Genomic DNA, 17,372 nt, shown 5'->3' with positions numbered 1-17,372 from the left:
CGGTTGCCTGAAGTTTGCGACTGGCCTTGTGGGCAGACGACATAAATTCTTGGATGGCCGAAGGTTGCTTCGGCGTCCTGTAGTTTTACTACAAATCGTCGGCCATTTCAGCCTTTCGAATGTATATACGAGTAGTAAAACTACACAAGACTGAGCGTATGGCTCGGTCTTGCTGGTGAGCATAATCGTTATTGTTGGTCTATTGCGAACAAGAAAAGGTGAAAGTTTGATGTTGCCTGCCAAGATTAATTTAATTTCAGCTATTTCTAACTTTTGTTCGACAGTCCTTCATCGAGCATGGCTCTTGCGTTCACAACTACACGCCAATTACACGCCGATCAAGGATAGACCATGAGCCTTCCAACGCTGGCCGAACTGCCGGCCATTCTCCTGACTTATGCCCAGCGGGCCGAGCAGTCATTTCGTGACGCGGTGGCCGCGCTGGACGACGATCATGGCCTTTCTGCGTGGACGCCGCAACGGTGGGCCGACTTCGCCCGCGTGTGCGCTGCCAGTGATTTTGTCATTGAACAGAGTGTTCGTGACCCTTTGATGTTGCTCGAACTGGTGGCCTGGGGTGAGCTGGACCGCAGCTTTGCGCCCGGTGAGCTGTGCAGCCAGATTGCCGGCGCCGTGCAACAGGCCGAAACAGAAGATGAGTTGGGCCGCGTGCTGCGCCGCCAGCGCACGCGCCAGCAGGTGCGCATCATCTGGCGCGACCTGACGCGCCAGGCCGACCTGGTGCAAACCTGTCGCGACCTTTCCGACATGGCCGACGCCAGCATCGACCAGGCCTACCAATGGCTGTACCAGCGCCACTGCGCGCAGTTCGGCACGCCGACCGGGCGGCGCAGCGGTGAGGCGCAGCATATGGTCATCCTCGGCATGGGCAAGCTCGGTGCGGTGGAGCTGAATCTCTCGTCGGATATCGACCTGATTTTTGCCTACCCCGAAGGCGGCGAGACGGTGGGGGTAAAGCGCTCCCTGGACAATCAGGAATTCTTTATTCGTCTTGGTCAAAAATTGATCAAGGCCCTTGATCCTATGACGGTCGACGGTTTTGTCTTCCGTGTGGATATGCGCCTGCGTCCCTACGGCTCGGCCGGTGCGCTGGTGCTCAGCTTCAACGCGTTGGAGCAGTACTACCAGGATCAGGGCCGGGATTGGGAACGCTACGCCATGATCAAGGCGCGCGTAGTGGCCGGTGATCAAGTGGCCGGCGCGCAGTTGCTCGATATGCTGCGCCCGTTCGTCTACCGCCGCTACCTGGACTTTTCCGCCATCGAAGCGCTGCGCACCATGAAGCAGTTGATCCAGCAGGAAGTACGGCGCAAGGGTATGGCCGAGAACATCAAGCTGGGCTCAGGCGGCATTCGGGAGGTGGAGTTTATCGCCCAGGCGTTCCAGCTGATTCATGGCGGCCGCGACCTCAGCCTGCAACAACGCCCACTGCTGAACGTGCTGGGTACGCTTGAGGGGCAGGGTTACCTGCCGGCTGCGGTGATCACCGAACTGCGCAATGGCTACGAATTCCTGCGCTACACCGAGCACGCCATCCAGGCGATTGCCGACCGCCAGACCCAAATGCTGCCGCACAATCCCGAAGATCAGGCGCGTATCGCCTTCATGCTGGGCTTCAGCGACTGGGCTGCGTTCCACGAACGCCTGATGTACTGGCGTGGCCGCGTGGACTGGCACTTTCGTCAAGTGATTGCCGACCCTGATGAAGAAGAAGGCGAAGAAAGTGAATTGGTCGTCGGTGGTGAGTGGTTGCCGCTGTGGGAGGAATCCCAGGATGACGACGCCGCGTGCCGTCAATTGGCCGAGGGCGGTTTCACCGATGCACCCAAAGCCCTCAAGGCCTTGGCCGGCCTGCGTGGCAGCCCGCAGTTGCGTGCCATGCAGCGGCTGGGGCGCGAGCGCCTGGATGCATTCATTCCGCGCCTGCTGGCCCAGGCGGTCGAGCACGCCAACCCGGACCTGGTGCTGGAGCGCGTGTTGCCGTTGGTGGAGGCCGTCGCCCGGCGTTCGGCCTATCTGGTGTTGCTCACCGAGAACCCGGATGCGCTGCGTCGCCTGCTGACCCTGTGCGCCGCCAGCCCGTGGATCGCCGAACAGATCACCCGTTTCCCGTTGTTGCTCGATGAGCTGCTCAACGAGGGCCGCCTGTTCAAGCCGCCGCTGGCGCCGGAGCTGGCTGCCGAGCTGCGCGAGCGCCTCACCCGCATTCCCGAGGACGACCTTGAACAGCAAATGGAGGCCCTGCGTCACTTTAAATTGGCGCACCGCCTGCGAGTCGCGGCCTCGGAAATCGCTGGCAGCCTGCCGCTGATGAAAGTCAGCGACTACCTCACCTGGCTGGCCGAAGCCATTCTTGAGCAAGTGCTGGCCCTGGCCTGGCGCCAGACTGTCGCCCGCCACGGCGCGCCGCAGCGCCTGGACGGTACCCTGTGCGATCCTGGGTTCATCATTGTCGGTTATGGGAAAGTCGGCGGCATCGAACTGGGGCATGGTTCGGATCTGGATCTGGTGTTTATCCACGATGGCGACCCCCAGGCCGAGACCGATGGCGCCAAGCCGATTGACGGCGCGCAGTTCTTCACGCGTCTGGGCCAGCGCATCATTCACCTGCTGACCACCCAGACCAACTCCGGCCAACTGTATGAAGTGGACATGCGCCTGCGACCTTCCGGCGCCTCCGGCTTGCTGGTGAGTTCCCTGGGCGCCTTCGATCGCTATCAACAAAATGAAGCCTGGACCTGGGAACATCAGGCGCTCATCCGCGCACGGGTGCTGGTGGGCAGCCAGGATGTGGGCCATGCATTCGAGCAGGTACGTGCCAACGTATTGGGGCGTGAACGGGACTTGGCGAAGCTGCGCCAGGAGGTCAGCGAGATGCGCACCAAGATGCGCGATAACCTGGGTACCAAGGCCACGGCGGCCGGCAGGGGCGCCAATGCCTTCGAGGCCACGGCGGTGTTCGACCTCAAGCAGGACGCCGGAGGTATCGTCGATATTGAATTTATGGTGCAATACGCGGCTTTGGCGTGGTCTGCGCAACATCCATCGTTGCTGCGCTACACCGACAATATTCGCATTCTGGAGGGCCTTGAGCAGGTCGGGTTGATGCCCGCCGCCGATGCCCATTTGCTGCGTGAGGTATATAAGGCCTACCGCTCCGCCGCCCACCGCCAGGCCTTGCAGAACGAGGCCGGCACGGTCGCCGGGGACCAGTTTGCCGACGAACGGCGACAGGTGATGCGAATCTGGCAAGCGCTGGGCTTAAATTGAAACTCGACTGATTGGGCGACGCCAATTTTTATATGGGATGCGGATTAATGTGGGAGCCGGGCTTGCCCGCGATGCAGGCGCCTCGGTTTATCAGTGATACCGAGGTGATGCAATCGCAGGCAAGCCAGCTCCCACATAAAGATGCTCCCTGGCGCGCCGCGATCTACAGTCATTATCGAGGCGGGGAGGCATAAGCCTCCCCGCATCGTTTGTGGAAACTACATGAATATTCTGATCGTTGGGCCCAGTTGGGTCGGTGACATGGTGATGGCACAGACACTTTTCCAGTGCCTGCGCCAGCGCTATCCAGACTGCCAGATCGACGTGCTCGCCCCTGAGTGGAGCCGGCCGATCCTGGAGCGCATGCCCGAGGTGCGCAAGGCCTTGAGCTTTCCGCTCGGCCACGGTGCCCTGGAACTGGCGACCCGCCGACGCATCGGCAAATCCATGGCCGGCCAGTACGACCAGGCGATCCTGTTGCCCAACTCGCTCAAGTCGGCGCTGGTGCCTTTTTTTGCCGGCATCCCCAAGCGCACCGGCTGGCGCGGTGAGTTTCGCTATGTGCTGCTCAATGACGTACGCACCCTGGATAAAGCCCGCTACCCGCTGATGATCGAGCGCTTCATGGCCCTGGCCTACGAGCCCGGCACGCAATTGCCCACGCCGTACCCGCGCCCCAGCTTGCAGATCGACCCGGTGACCCGCGATGCGGCGCTGGCCAAGTTCGGCCTCACCCTTGATCGGCCGGTTCTGGCCTTGTGCCCTGGCGCCGAGTTTGGCGAGTCCAAGCGCTGGCCGTCGGAGCATTACGCCAAGGTCGCCGAGACCAAGATCCGCGAAGGCTGGCAGGTGTGGCTGTTCGGTTCGAAGAACGATCATTCGGTAGGTGAAGATATTCGTCAGCGCCTGATTCCCGGCCTGCGCGAAGAGGCGGTGAACCTCAGTGGCGACACGTCCCTGGCCGAGGCTATCGACTTGTTGTCCTGCGCCGACTCGGTGGTGTCCAACGACTCCGGCCTGATGCATGTGGCGGCGGCGCTGAACCGCCCGCTGGTAGCGGTGTACGGCTCCACGTCCCCAGGCTTCACCCCGCCCTTGGCCGACAAGGTCGAAGTGGTGCGCCTGGGCCTGGATTGCAGCCCGTGTTTTGATCGCACCTGCCGCTTCGGCCACTACAACTGCCTGCGCCAATTGCTGCCGCAGCCGGTAACCGATGCCTTGCAGCGGTTGCAGGGCGATGTGGTCGAGGTTCACTGAGTTGCGGGTACTGGTAGTCAAGACCTCATCCCTGGGCGATGTGATCCATGCCTTGCCGGCGTTGACCGATGCAGCACGGGCGATTCCCGGCATTCGCTTTGATTGGGTGGTGGAAGAAGGCTTTGCCGAAATCCCGACCTGGCACCCGGCGGTGGACAAGGTGATCCCGGTGGCGATTCGCCGCTGGCGCAAGAACCTTTGGCAAACCATCAAGAGCGGCGAGTGGCGCCGTTTCAAGCAGGCCGTGCAGTCGACCAAGTATGACCTGGTGATCGACGCCCAGGGCCTGCTGAAAAGCGCCTGGCTGACCCGCTATGTGCGTGCTCCAGTGGCCGGCTTTGATAAAAACTCGGCCCGTGAGCCGATCGCTGCGCGTTTTTATTCACGACGCCTGGCCGTGGCCCGCGGGCAACACGCGGTAGAGCGCTTGCGCCAACTGTTCGCCGTGGCCCTGGGCTACGACCTGCCCAAAGGCTTGGGCGACTATGGCCTGAGCGTTGAAAAGCTGCTGGGCCTGCCGCCGAAAAAACCCTTTGTGTTGCTGCTGCACGGCACTACCTGGGACACCAAGCACTGGCCCGAAGCCTATTGGCGTGAGCTGGCCGAACGCATGGGGCGCCTGGGCGTGGACGTGAAATTGCCGTGGGGTAACGCCGCCGAAAAGGCTCGGGCCGAGCGCCTGGCCCAAGGCCTGCCCAACGCCGAAGTGCTGCCCAAACTCAACCTGGCGGGCGTGGCCGGCGTGTTGGCGGGCGCCCGCGCCTGTGTGGCGGTGGACACCGGCCTCGGTCACCTGGCGGCAGCGCTGGATGTGCCGACCATTTCCCTGTTCGGCCCCACCAATCCGGGCCTTACTGGCGCTTACGGCAAGGGCCAGATCCATTTGGCCAGCGACTGGCCGTGTGCGCCGTGCCTGCAAAAGCAGTGTACCTATCAACCTACCGCCGACGACCTGCGGCGGTTCGACATCAAGCGTGAGTCGCCCCTGTGCTTCACGCGCTTGAATCCTGAGCGTGTAGCAAGCCGGCTGAGCACGTTGTTACTGGCTGAGGAGCAGCACTGATGCAACTGGCTTTTGTTCTGTACAAGTACTTTCCCTTCGGTGGCTTGCAGCGCGACTTCATGCGCATCGCCCTGGAGTGCCAGCAGCGCGGCCACAAGATTCGTGTCTATACGCTGATCTGGGAAGGCGACATCCCACCCGGCTTCGAAGTACTGGTGGCGCCGGTCAAGGCGCTGGTCAATCACCGTCGCAATGAAAAGCTGTATGCCTGGATCCAGGCCGACCTGGCCAAGCGGCCGGTGGATCGCGTGGTGGGCTTCAACAAGATGCCGGGGCTGGATGTGTATTTTGCCGCCGACGGGGTGTTCGAAGACAAGGCTCAAAACCTGCGCAACCCCATGTACCGCTGGTTCGGGCGCTATCGGCACTTCGCCGAATACGAGCGCGCGGTGTTCGATAAGGACGCCAAGACCCAAATCATGGTGCTGTCCGAACATCAGCAGAAGTTGTTCACCCAGTATTACGGCACCCAGGCCGAGCGTTTCCACTTGCTGCCGCCGGGCATTGCCCGCGACCGGCGCGCTCCGCCTGACGCGGCCGAAATCCGCGCCGAGTTTCGTCGTGAGTTCGGCCTGGCCGAGGACGACCTGTTGCTGGTGCAGATCGGTTCGGGCTTCAAGACCAAGGGCGTCGACCGCAGCCTCAAGGCCGTGGCCGCCTTGCCTTCCAAGCTGAAGAAGCGCACCCGACTGTTTGTAATCGGCCAGGACGACCCCAAGGTATTCCAATTGCAGAGTGCGGCATTGGGCCTGGGCGATCAGGTGCAGTTCTTCAAGGGCCGCAGTGATATCCCGCGTTTCCTGCTGGGCGCCGACCTGCTGATTCACCCTGCGTACAACGAGGCGGCCGGCATGGTGCTGGTCGAAGCGGTGGTCGCCGGCCTCCCGGTACTGGTGAGCCGGGTGTGTGGCTACGCGTTCTACATCGACAAGGCCCAGAGCGGCCGGGTGTTGGACGAGCCGTTCGAGCAAGCCCAGCTCAACCAGTACCTGGTGGATATGCTCGACGATCCACACGCGCGTGCGACCTGGAGTCGCAATGGTCTGGCCTTCGCCGAGACGGCCGACCTCTATAGCATGCCGCAGTACGCTGCGGACCTGATTCTGGCGGAGCCAAACCGATGAAGTTGATTCTAGCCGAACCCTTCAAGACCCTCTGGGCCGGACGCGATGCGTTCGCCGAGGTCGAGAAGCTGCAAGGCCAGGTGTTCCGCGAGCTGGCCGCTCGCCGTACGTTACGTACGGTGGTCGAAGGCCAGCCTTACTTTGTGAAGATTCACCGTGGCATTGGCTGGGGCGAAATCCTCAAGAATCTGGTCACGGCCAAGTTGCCGGTGCTGGGCGCAGGCCTGGAGTGGCTGGCGATCCAGCGCCTGCAAGCGCTGGGCGTGCCGACCATGACCGCCGTGGCCTTTGGCGAAAAAGGCAGCAACCCGGCCGACCAGCATTCGTTCATCATTACCCAGGAACTGACGCCGATTATCAGCCTGGAAGACTTGACCCTCGATTGGGTCAAGCAACCGCCCGTGCCGGCCATCAAACACGCCTTGACCCGTGAGCTGGCGCGCACCGTCGGCGCGATGCACCGCGGTGGCGTGAACCATCGCGACTGCTACCTCTGCCATTTCCTGTTGCACACGGACCAGCCCATTACCGTCGACAATCTGAAATTGTCGGTGATCGACCTGCACCGTGCGCAGGTGCGTCCGACGATTCCACTGCGCTGGCGTAACAAGGACCTGGCCGGCCTGTATTACTCCGCATTGGAGATCGGCCTGACCCAGCGCGACAAGCTGCGCTTTCTCAAGACGTACTTCCAGCAGCCGTTGCGCCAGATCCTGGCGGAGCAAGCTGCGCTGCTGTCTGAGCTTGAGCGCATGGCCGCCAAGCTTTACGCGCGCAAGCAACGATACGGGGATGCGCTCTGATGGCGGGTTGGAACCTGGAACCTGCCTATGCCGCCCTGGCGGATGACTTTGGAAGCCTGGAGGCGGTATTTGCCTTGCAAGGCGAGCGATTGACCCGCGACCCGCTGTCGGAAGTCATCCGGGTCGAGCGCGGCGGGGTCAATTATTACGTCAAGCGCTACGTGGGCGCCGGCAAAGGCTTGCGCCGTTACCTGGGCAGGCCGCGGGTGAAATCCGAATGGCAGAACCTCAAGCGTTTCGCCAAGTGGGGCATCCCGACGGCTGATGTCGTCGCCTGGGGCCTGGACCGCAAGGGCCTGGCTTATAACCGGGGCGCGATGATTACCCGCGAGCTGCCCAAGACGGAAGACTTGTCAGTGCTGGCCGAGCGCAATGACGAACGCCTGAAAGACCCCCGGTGGGTCGATGGCATCAGCCGCCAGCTCGCCGAATACACGCGCACCATGCATGAGCACCGCTTCACTCATAACGACTTGAAGTGGCGCAACCTGCTGGTGGACGACCAACGAACCCTGTACCTGATCGATTGCCCCAACGGTGATTTCTGGCGTGGTTTCTGGCTCAAGTACCGCATCACCAAGGACTTGGCTTGCCTGGACAAGGTCGCCAAATATCACCTGTCGGCCACCCAGCGCCTGCGTTTCTACCTGCAATACCGCCAGCGCACGCACTTGTCGGCGTCGGACAAACGGCGAATTCGTCACGTGGTGAAGTTTTTTGAGGGACGCGAATGAGTGACTTCCTGGCGGCCGAAGACCGCGCCTTGCTTGAGCGCAACGGTCTGGCGACGTTTGACGCCCTGTGGGCCAAGCAACTGGACGCAGTGGACGAGCCCAATACCAGTCACGGCGGCTGGAGCAGTGTGTATCGCCTGGAGCTTGAAGGGCAGGGCTATTACCTCAAGCGCCAGAGCAACTACCTGACGCGCACCTTGCACCGGCCGTTTGGCGAGCCGAGTTTTGCGCGCGAGTTCCGTAATATCAGCCTGTATCGAAAGCTCGGAATCCCTGCTCTGCAGGCGGCGTTCTTCGGTGAGCGCAAGGTTAAGGGCGAGCGCCGGGCAATGCTGCTTACCCGTGCTCTGGATGGTTGGAACGACCTGGATTCGTTGCTGGAGCAGTGGCAGCAATTGAGCGTCGCCCAGCACAGTGCGATCCTGTCGGCGTGCGGCAAGCTGGCGCGTCATCTGCACAGCGTCGGGCAGGTGCATGGCTGTTTTTACCCCAAGCATATTTTCCTGCAGGCCACCGCTGAGGGTTATGCCGCGCAGCTGATCGACCTGGAAAAAACCCGTCCGTTGCTGTTTGGCTGGCGTGACCGGGTCAAGGACCTGGAACCGCTGCTGCGTCGCGCGCCCCAATGGTCGGACGCGCAGGTGCGCCAACTGCTGGCGGCGTATCTTGAGCAGCCCGAGGACAGCGACCTGGTCTCCACTTGGCACCAGCGCCTGACCGCACGCCGCAGCCACAAGGAGAACCGCTGATGCGTTTATCCGAGCTGAAAAATGCCGGCCGTAGCCCCAGCCTGCCGTTGACCATCGATCTGGCGGATGCGGCAGGTTCGGGGCAGTTGCAACTGCTGAGCCTGCTGCGGGTGTTGCCCGGGCAGCGCTACGTGGGCGCGGCAGTGTGGCGTGGTCGCCCGGTATTGGCCAAATTGTTGGTTGGCAGCAAGGCGGCGCGGCATTTTCAGCGTGAACTCAAGGGTGTGCGTTTGTTGGCTGAGCAAGGCCTGACCACACCGTTGTTGTTGGCCGATGGCTTGCAGGACGGCGAGGGCGGCTGGCTGCTGTTTGAGTTTATCGAGGGCGCCCAAAGCCTGGCCGATGCGTGGCACGCCGTCGAACATCTGCCGCCGTTGGCGGACGAACAAACCGCCGTGCTCGCCGAAGCATTGGGCGCGATTGCGCAAATGCATGCCAAAGGCCTGTGGCAGGAAGACCTGCACCTGGACAACCTGCTGCGCCAGGACGGCAAGCTGTACTTGATCGATGGTGCAGGCATTTGTGTCGAGGAGGCGGGTAAGCCGTTGTCGCGCAATCGCGTGCTGGAAAACCTCGGCGTGTTTTTCGCCCAGCTGCCTAAAAACCTTGAGCCGTTTACCGAAGAATTATTGGTGTACTACCTGCTGGGTAATGGTGAGCACGCCTTGCCGCTGCAAGCCCTGGAAAAGCAGGTGCGCAAAGTCAGCGCCTGGCGCTTGAAGGACTTTCTGGACAAGACTGGCCGCGAATGCACGCTGTTCAGCGTGGTGCGTGGCGCCTTTGGCTTGCGTGCGATTCGTCGCGAAGAAGAAACGGCCATGTTACCGGTGCTGGAACAGGCAGACGCCTTGCTCGACCAGGGCCACCTGTACAAGACTGGCGGCGCGGCCAGTGTGGCCAAGGTCGAAGTGGCTGGTCGGCCGTTGGTGATCAAGCGCTACAACATCAAAGGCTTTGCCCACTGGCTCAAGCGCTTCTGGCGCCCGAGCCGAGCCTGGCATTCCTGGCGCGAGGGTAACCGCCTGGCGTTTCTCGGCTTTGCTACGCCCAAGCCACTGGCGGTGCTGGAGAAGCGCTTTTTATGGCTGCGCAGCCGTGCGTATCTGGTCACCGAGTTTCTGCCGGGGCCGGACATCATCGAGCGCTTTGCGCCGTATGTTGAAAACGGCGATGCGCCTGAGAGCGAGCTGCTCGCACTGGAACAGTTGTTTACCCAGTTGATTGGCGAGCGCATCAGTCATGGCGATTTCAAAGGCCATAACCTGTTCTGGAATGACGGGCGTTGGGCGATGATTGATCTGGATGCCATGTGTCAGCACGGCTCTGTTGCCAGTTTTGCGCCGGCATACGCTAAAGACCGGGCGCGGTTTATGCGCAATTGGCCGCAGGGCAGTGCGTTGTATCAGTTGATCGATCAGCGGTTGCCTAAAACCATCGTGGTTTAAGCGGGCGCCTGATACCCAAATGTGGAAGGGGGCAAGCCCCCTCCCACATCAGAATTGATATTCAGCCCCAGCGCCTGCATACCACGAGCGCCCCGGTGCTGCTTCGTAGTAGCGCCCGTTGCCGTCACCCACAATCACCGACCCCACATATTGACGATCCAGCAGGTTATCCAGGCGCAAGGTCTGGTGAAAGGTCCAGTGTTCCACCTTCTGCTCAAACCGTGCCCGCCAGTTGAAGACGCTGTAGCCCGGTGCGGCATGTTGGTTATTGGTGTCTTCGACATAGACTTTGCTGCGGTACATACCTTCGATGGCCGTGCTGACCCAGTCCCGTGGCTTCCAGTTCAGTTCGGCGAACAGGGTGGTTTGGGGGACGCCGGGGAGGTAGTTGCCCTTGTCGATGGTGTTGGCGCCGCTGGCGAAGTCGCTGTCGTAGGTGGCTTGGAGGCGGGTATAGGCGAGGCTGGTGCTCCAGTGCTCGTTCAGTTGGCTTTCAACACCCAGTTCGAAGCCGCGACGTAGTGTGCGACCGGCGTTCTGGTAGCTGGTACGGCCACTGATGGATTGCTGCACCACCAGTTCGTCCTCGGTAGTGATTTGAAAAACGGCGGCGTTGATCCGCGTGTTGTTCAGTTGCGCCTTCACACCTATTTCATACTGAGTGCTTTCAGACGGCTTCAAGCCGAAGTTGAAGCCCTCGACGTTGCCCGGGGCATAGGCCAGCTCGGCCTGGGTCGGGGTTTCAAAGCCCTTGCCTGCACTGATATAGCCGTGCAGGTCGGGCGTGAATGCATACATCACGCTCATCGAAGGCGTGTTTTTCTGGTAGGTCTTGTTACCACTGGCATCGCCATTGCTCAGGAATTGATCATCGACGTCCATCTGCATGGTGCTGTGCCGGACACCGGCTTGCAGGGTCCAGCGGTCGAGGGCCCAGTTGGCCTGGATATACGGATCGAGGCTACGAGCCGTGTCGATTTCGTCGCGGCGTAGTTGGCCTTTCACGCCGAGGGTGTTGCCGCTGTAGTTCTGATAACCGTGGCGGCTGTCTTCGCTTTGGTCGAAGTCCAGGCCAGTGATGATCATCAAGTCGCCGGGCGCACTGTCGATGGGCTGCATCCAGCGCACGCTGCCACCGTAGAACTTGCGGTCGAATTGCACCACGCCGCCGCCACGTTCGTTGGCGGGTGTGCCTTTTGGGATCGACAGGTACTGAATCACACTGCGGCGCCCGGTATACGCATTGACCTGCAACGTCGCATTGCCGATGTAGCGCTCGTAGTTCATTCCCAATTGCTGGTGATCGATGCTTTTACGCGTGTTATAGGTCAGCGCGTTGGCGCTTACCGAACGCGGATCGGCCTTGTACGCTGTCCAGGTCTGCCCCAGCGGATCCTGCGTACCGTTCTGCTCCAGGCTGCTGTAGATCAATGCCAGCTTGCTGTCGTCATCCGGCTGGAAGTTGAGCTTGGCGAAGGTCTGGTCGCGCCGGGCGCTGCTGTGGTCGCGGTAGCCGTTGGTGTCCATGCGTGAGGCATCGAGCACGAACCCGGCACCATTGGCCGCGCCTTCCGCGCTAAGGTGGTTCTTGTTCAGCCCGTCGCTGCCCACCAGCGTTTCTGCGCCGATGCGCGGTGGGCCTTCGCCGTCGCGGGAGAACATTTGGATCACACCGCCGGCGTTACTGCCATACAGAGTCGCCGCCGGGCCGCGCAGCACTTCGATGCGCTCGGCAGTGTCGAGGTTGAACGTTGCGGCCTGGCCCTGGCCGTCCGGGGTGCTGGCGGGGATGCCATCGGCGATCAGCTTGATACCGCGTACGCCAAACGCCGAACGGGCGCCGAAGCCACGGGACGAGATCTGCAAGTCCTGTGCATAGTTCTGGCGGTTCTGCACCACCAGGCCGGGCACACGGGACAGGGCTTCGGAGGCGTTGATGCCCAGTTGGCCGTTGCTGATTTGTTCACGATTAATGCCGTCTACTGAATACGGCAGGTCGAACGTCGGGCTGGCGCTGCGCGAGCCGGTGACCACGCTGGGATCCAGGATCAGGGGCGCATTGTCGGCTTGGGCGGTGTTGCACAGGCCCAGCAGTAAGGCAAGGCAGGTTGGAGCAGAAGGAGTCATGAAAAGGCCGAGTGGGTAGCGCACGCAAGTAAGGGTGTAAGTGCAAATGTGACAAGTTTAACGACTCGTCCTCTGATTTGCCGAACTCCTTACCGCCTGGCGCATTGGGACGCTTCCTACGCTTAGCGTCGACTGCGCAAGCCTGAAGTCTTGGTTTTGTGGTGCTAGGTTTTCGATCTTTATCAAACGAAAAGAAGAATCAACTATGTGGACTCCTATCCTGCGCTTGCTGATGTTGCTGGGAATGTCGTTGATCGTTGCAGGCTGCGGCACGGCGACCACCGTGCTGCGTGGCGATGACGTTACTGTTCGTGACCTCAAGGGCAAGAAAACCTACTGTCAGTCCGTTTCGCGAATCTACAGTGGCGTAGCTTATGACCTCTGCGTCTTGCATGGGCCTCCCAACTCTGCGGGTGGGCTCTCGTTGAACGGGATTCCATGGGTCATTCTGGATGCGCCGGTTTCCGCGGTGCTGGACACGCTCGTCTTGCCCTACACCATCTACCGCCAAAGCGCCGACGGTAGCATCGAGCTGCGCTAACAGCTTCCTACTGCTTTTAAGCTATAATCCCGCCCTTTAGCTGTTTCCCGCCCGGGCGGGAAGCACACTTTTTTCAGGCGCGATGCGCCTGCATGCAGACTAAAAGAGGCTAGACCCCAGTGGCATTGACGATTCTTGGCCTGTCCGGCGCCCTTAGCCATGATCCTTCCGCAGCCCTGTATATCGACGGCAAGCTGATTGCGGCCGCCGAAGAAGAGCGCTTCGTACGCGACAAACATGCAAAGAACCGCATGCCCTACGAGTCGGCGAAGTTCTGCCTGGAACAGGCTGGCATCAAGCCTTCGGACGTTGACGTGGTGGCGATCCCATTCGCCCCGATCAGCCTGTTCGGCGAGGCACGCTGGCACTACGCCAAGCGCTACTGGTACGCCCCGGACCGCGCCCTCGACGCGATCCTGATGGGTAATCGTCGCTACAAGCGCTATCGCAACAAGATTGTCTGGTGCCTGGAACAACTGGGCTTCGATCCGAAGAAAATCAAGATCGAACCGGTTGAACACCACCTGGCCCACGCTTCCAGCGCCTACCACTGCTCGGGTTTCCAGGAAAAAACCGCGATCCTGGGCATCGACGGCAAAGGTGAGTACGCCACCACGTTCTTCGGCTATGGCGAAAACGGCAAGATCCACAAGATCAAGGAATTCTACGACCCGGATTCTCTCGGCGGCCTGTACGGTGCGATCACCGAGTTCCTCGGTTTCGAGATGCTCGACGGTGAGTTCAAGGTCATGGGCATGGCGCCGTACGGTGATGCCAGCAAGTACGATTTCTCGCGTTTGGCGTCCTTTGAAAACGGCGAGCTGGTGATCAACACCGACTACGCCAACGTCATCGGCCTGCGTCGCTACAAAGAGAAGGGCAAGGGTTTCTACTTCTCGCCAAAACTGATTGAGTGGCTGGGCCCCAAGCGCGAAGGCGACATTGCCGACGAGCCGTACATCCACTACGCCGCCAGTATGCAGGCGTTGTTCGAGAAGCTGGCCTTGCAGATGATCGACCATTACCTGGGCGACATCCTCAAGGACACCGGCAAGCTGGCCTTCGCCGGCGGCTGTGCGCTGAACGTCAAGCTGAACCAGAAGATCATTGCCCGCGACGACGTGAAAGAGTTGTTCGTGCAGCCGGCGTCCGGTGATGCCGGCACGGCTGTCGGCGCGGCCGCCTATGTATCCCACGCTCGTGGTGTTCCGGTGGAGAAGATGGAGCACGTGTACCTCGGCCCGTCCTATAGCAACGAAGACGTGATCGCCGCTTGCGCCAAGCACGAGAGCAAGCCGAACTGGCGCAAGATCGAAAACATGCCCAAGCGCATCGCCAAGATCATGGTCGACGGTAACCCGGTGGCCTGGTTTCAGGGCCGCATGGAGTTTGGCCCGCGTGCCTTGGGTGGGCGTTCGATTATCGGCTGCCCAAGCGCCACCGGCGTGGCTGACCGCATCAACCACCAGATCAAGTTCCGCGAGCGCTGGAGGCCTTTCTGCCCGTCGATGCTCGACACCGTGGCCCCGCAGATGATCAAGGTCGATCACCCGGCGCCGTTCATGACCTTCACTTTCGAGGTGTCGGAAGAGTGGAAGACTCGCGTGCCGGAAGTGGTGCATGAAGATGGCACATCCCGCGCCCAGGTGCTCAAGCGCGAATACAACCCGCGCTACTACGACATGATGAAAGAGCTGGAAGTGCTGACCGGTAACGGTGTGTCCCTGAACACCTCGCTCAACCGTCGTGGCGAGGCGATGATCTGCTCGCCGACCGACGCGCTGAACATGTTCTTCGGCTCGGACCTGCAGTACCTGATCATGGAAGACATCCTGGTCGTGAAAGACGGCGTGGACCCTTATGACGCCGTGGTTTAAATGCTGAACCGCTTCCAGGGCTGGCGTGAACGTGGCTGGGCGCCTGTCGAGGCCGAGGTTTACGCCCAGGCCTGGCAGCGTTACGGCGGCAGCGTGGCGACCCACCCGCAGGTTATCGAGCGGTTGGCTGGCCTGGCGCAGATTCCGGTACGCTACCTGGGCTGGGAACAAGGTGGCGAACTCAAGGGGGCGATAGCCACCTGGGGGCGCGATCTGGCTCTCTCCAAGGACGTGCTCAAGCGCACCGGCAAGAAAGGCCTGTTTGACCTGGGCAATGCCGAGGTCATCCTGCCCATTGCCGCCGATGCTCAGTTGCCGCTGCGCCACCGGGCGCGCTACCTGTCGGCCCTTAACGAAGGGCGCGTCAGTACCCTCAAGCCCCAGGCCGAGCAATTGGCCATGGCGCGCACGCCCGAAGAGCTGTCGAAGAAGTTTCGCTACAACCAACGACGTGAATTGCGTTTGCTGGAAGAAGCGGGCGGCGTGGTGCGGGCGGTCAGTGAGTTCTCCAGCGTGGAGCTGGCGGCGATTTATTGCGATCTGTTCCAGCGTCGCTGGGGGTTCCCGGCGGCTGGTGCGGCGCGTTTGGCCGAGGTGCTGGAGCTGCTCAAGGAGTTTGTGTTCGGCTCGGTGCTGTTTCTCAATGACGCCGCGATTGCGGTGCAATTGGTGTATCAGGTGCAGTCCAATGAATGGTTCAGCGCCGAGTACGTCAACGGCGGCGTCGACCCGCAAACCCGTGCGTTCAGCCCTGGCAGCGTGTTGAGTTTCCTCAATACCCAAAGCGCCTGGGAGCAGGCGCGGGCGGCGAACAAGTCGCTGCGCTTTTCCTTCGGTCGTTCCGACCGTGAGTATAAGGAGCGCTGGTGCAACCCGGTGCCGGTGTTCAGCGTATGAGTCGCAAACAGCAACTGCTCAAGCGCCATCGGCGCAACAAGCGCATTGCGCTGTTGATCGGCTTGGCGGTGCTGGTTGCCACCGGTGTAATGGTGGCCTGGTGGCTGCCGCCGATGTTGGCGGTATTGCTATGGGCGGCCCATGAAGCGTGGTTTGCCGATCACCTGTTCTACTCGCCCAGCGACCACTATGAGTACGCATTCCCAGCCGGCAGCGAGCAGCCCGGTTTGCGTCTGGAGTCGGGGCGGCTGTTGCTGGATGCGCCGCTGGCGAACGATGAAACCCTGATTATTGGCGTTGAGTTGAAAAGTTCGTGGCTGGGGCGCTTCCTAGACCCGGCGGTGGACCTGTTGGGCCTTGACTCAGCGGACCGCCAAACCTTTGAACGTGGCGTCAACGGGCGCCGCTATCTCAACCTGACCGGCGCTGCACAAGCACTGGCGGCGGGCAACATCAGCTTGCGCGGGCGCTTTTGCCGGATCAAGGGGCAGCCGATTCTGTGGCATTTCCACCAACCGGACTATCGCCAGCAACGTGTGATGGTGATCGCTCCTCACGCCGACGATGCCGAGCTGGCCGCGTTCAGCCTTTACAGTCAAGCGGCTGAAAGCTGGATCGTGACCCTGACCGCCGGGGAGATCGAAGCCGAGCACTATCAGCAGATGGGTTTGCCCAAGGCCCAAGCATCACGCCTCAAGGGCCGCTTGCGTGCCTGGGACAGCGTTGCCGTGCCGCGTTGGGCCGGGGTGCCCGAAGCACAATGCGTGCAGTTGGGTTACTTCTGCATGCAATTGCAGGCCATGCAGGCTGCGCCGGACCAGCCTCAGGCGTCGCGCGAAGCGGATTTGGCCGACACGCGGCTATTTCGCCAGTTCAACGGCTTTGCCCTGCCGGGTGATGCAGATGGCGCACCGACCTGGCACAACCTGATCGCCGACCTGCGCGCACTGCTGCTCAAGGCGCGCCCTCAGGTGATCGTGTTGCCCACGCCATTGCTGGACCCCCACGCTGACCACATCTGCGCCCATGCGGCGGTGCTTGAAGCTCTGCAGGGCCTGGAGTGGCAGCCCGACACGTTGCTCGGTTATGCCAACCACCTGCATGATAATGACCGCTGGCCCATGGGTGACTCCGGTGCTGGGATGGCGCTGCCGCCACGTTTCGATTCATCGCCCGAGATGGTGCCGTGCAGCTTTGCACTCACCTTGAGCCAGCAGCAGGACAAGGCCATGGCCCTGGGCATGATGCACGACTTGCAGCCGCGCGCGCCGCTCAAGCGCCGGGTGCGCAAGTGGTTGCAGCAAGTGCTGGCCGGACGTAGTCCATCGCCTTACGGCGAGAACGAATTCTTTCGCAAAGCCGTGCGTCGTCACGAGCTGCTGTGGGTCCTTAAGCAGGACTGAAACCCTCTCGAAGGCAGGCCAGCGTGGGTCTGCCGCCCATTTTACCGGGCCGTGCGCCCGT

The 17,372-nt window shown here is 61.4% G+C and carries 13 protein-coding genes; 12 read left to right on the top strand and 1 reads right to left on the bottom strand.

All coding sequences use genetic code 11. The features are described from left to right. Window positions 1-351: 351 nt before the first annotated feature. The 8 genes from glnE (at window position 352) to JH25_RS15075 (ending at window position 10,466) form a co-directional block, all read left to right on the top strand. Entirely contained in the window at window positions 352-3,291 is a 2,940-nt protein-coding gene (gene glnE, locus JH25_RS15040) for a bifunctional [glutamate--ammonia ligase]-adenylyl-L-tyrosine phosphorylase/[glutamate--ammonia-ligase] adenylyltransferase (RefSeq protein WP_032878266.1), read from the top strand. Between the two features lie 222 nt (window positions 3,292-3,513). Next, on the top strand, window positions 3,514-4,548 hold the full coding sequence (gene waaF, locus JH25_RS15045) for a lipopolysaccharide heptosyltransferase II (RefSeq protein WP_032878265.1): 1,035 nt from the start codon (window positions 3,514-3,516) through the stop codon (window positions 4,546-4,548). Between the two features lies 1 nt (window position 4,549). Continuing rightward, window positions 4,550-5,611, top strand: coding sequence for a lipopolysaccharide heptosyltransferase I (gene waaC, locus JH25_RS15050; RefSeq protein WP_005784134.1), 1,062 nt, complete (start codon window positions 4,550-4,552; stop codon window positions 5,609-5,611). Next, complete coding sequence (locus JH25_RS15055; protein ID WP_005784135.1) at window positions 5,611-6,735, top strand: glycosyltransferase family 4 protein; 1,125 nt, start codon at window positions 5,611-5,613, stop codon at window positions 6,733-6,735. Before waaC ends, JH25_RS15055 begins: the two co-directional genes overlap by 1 nt. Continuing rightward, window positions 6,732-7,538, top strand: a complete 807-nt coding sequence (gene rfaP / locus JH25_RS15060; protein WP_032878264.1) for a lipopolysaccharide core heptose(I) kinase RfaP — start codon at window positions 6,732-6,734, stop codon at window positions 7,536-7,538. Before JH25_RS15055 ends, rfaP begins: the two co-directional genes overlap by 4 nt. After that, a complete protein-coding gene (locus JH25_RS15065) occupies window positions 7,538-8,272 on the top strand; it encodes a lipopolysaccharide kinase InaA family protein (protein ID WP_005784139.1) in 735 nt (244 codons plus the stop codon). Before rfaP ends, JH25_RS15065 begins: the two co-directional genes overlap by 1 nt. Next, window positions 8,269-9,021, top strand: coding sequence for a lipopolysaccharide kinase InaA family protein (locus JH25_RS15070; RefSeq protein WP_032878263.1), 753 nt, complete (start codon window positions 8,269-8,271; stop codon window positions 9,019-9,021). Before JH25_RS15065 ends, JH25_RS15070 begins: the two co-directional genes overlap by 4 nt. Beyond that, window positions 9,021-10,466 carry a lipopolysaccharide kinase InaA family protein gene (locus JH25_RS15075; RefSeq protein WP_032878262.1) on the top strand — a complete coding sequence of 482 codons (1,446 nt, stop codon included), beginning with the start codon at window positions 9,021-9,023 and terminating at the stop codon, window positions 10,464-10,466. The genes JH25_RS15070 and JH25_RS15075 overlap by 1 nt, the downstream gene beginning before the upstream one ends. A 48-nt stretch (window positions 10,467-10,514) precedes the next feature. On the opposite strand, the gene JH25_RS15080 is transcribed toward JH25_RS15075, so the two are convergent. Beyond that, window positions 10,515-12,593: a TonB-dependent receptor family protein gene (locus tag JH25_RS15080; RefSeq protein ID WP_032878261.1), complete on the bottom strand. Its 2,079-nt coding sequence runs from the start codon at window positions 12,591-12,593 to the stop codon at window positions 10,515-10,517. A 205-nt stretch (window positions 12,594-12,798) separates the two neighbouring features. Between JH25_RS15080 and JH25_RS15085 the strand changes: the two genes are divergently transcribed. The 4 genes from JH25_RS15085 to JH25_RS15100 all read left to right on the top strand — a co-directional run bounded on the left by JH25_RS15085 (window position 12,799) and on the right by JH25_RS15100 (window position 17,311). Beyond that, on the top strand, window positions 12,799-13,134 hold the full coding sequence (locus JH25_RS15085) for a YceK/YidQ family lipoprotein (protein WP_032878260.1): 336 nt from the start codon (window positions 12,799-12,801) through the stop codon (window positions 13,132-13,134). Between the two features lie 119 nt (window positions 13,135-13,253). After that, window positions 13,254-15,011, top strand: a complete 1,758-nt coding sequence (locus JH25_RS15090) for a carbamoyltransferase family protein (protein ID WP_003187998.1) — start codon at window positions 13,254-13,256, stop codon at window positions 15,009-15,011. Then, window positions 15,012-15,908 carry a GNAT family N-acetyltransferase gene (locus tag JH25_RS15095; RefSeq protein WP_032878259.1) on the top strand — a complete coding sequence of 299 codons (897 nt, stop codon included), beginning with the start codon at window positions 15,012-15,014 and terminating at the stop codon, window positions 15,906-15,908. It begins immediately after the preceding gene. Further along, window positions 15,905-17,311: a PIG-L deacetylase family protein gene (locus tag JH25_RS15100; RefSeq protein ID WP_032878258.1), complete on the top strand. Its 1,407-nt coding sequence runs from the start codon at window positions 15,905-15,907 to the stop codon at window positions 17,309-17,311. The genes JH25_RS15095 and JH25_RS15100 overlap by 4 nt, the downstream gene beginning before the upstream one ends. The last annotated feature ends 61 nt before the right edge of the window (window positions 17,312-17,372 follow it).

Source organism: Pseudomonas sp. BRG-100 (assembly GCF_000737955.1).
GTDB lineage: Bacteria > Pseudomonadota > Gammaproteobacteria > Pseudomonadales > Pseudomonadaceae > Aquipseudomonas > Aquipseudomonas synxantha_A.
Note: the sequence above shows the minus strand (reverse complement) of the source record. Positions and strands in the feature narration are given on the sequence as shown.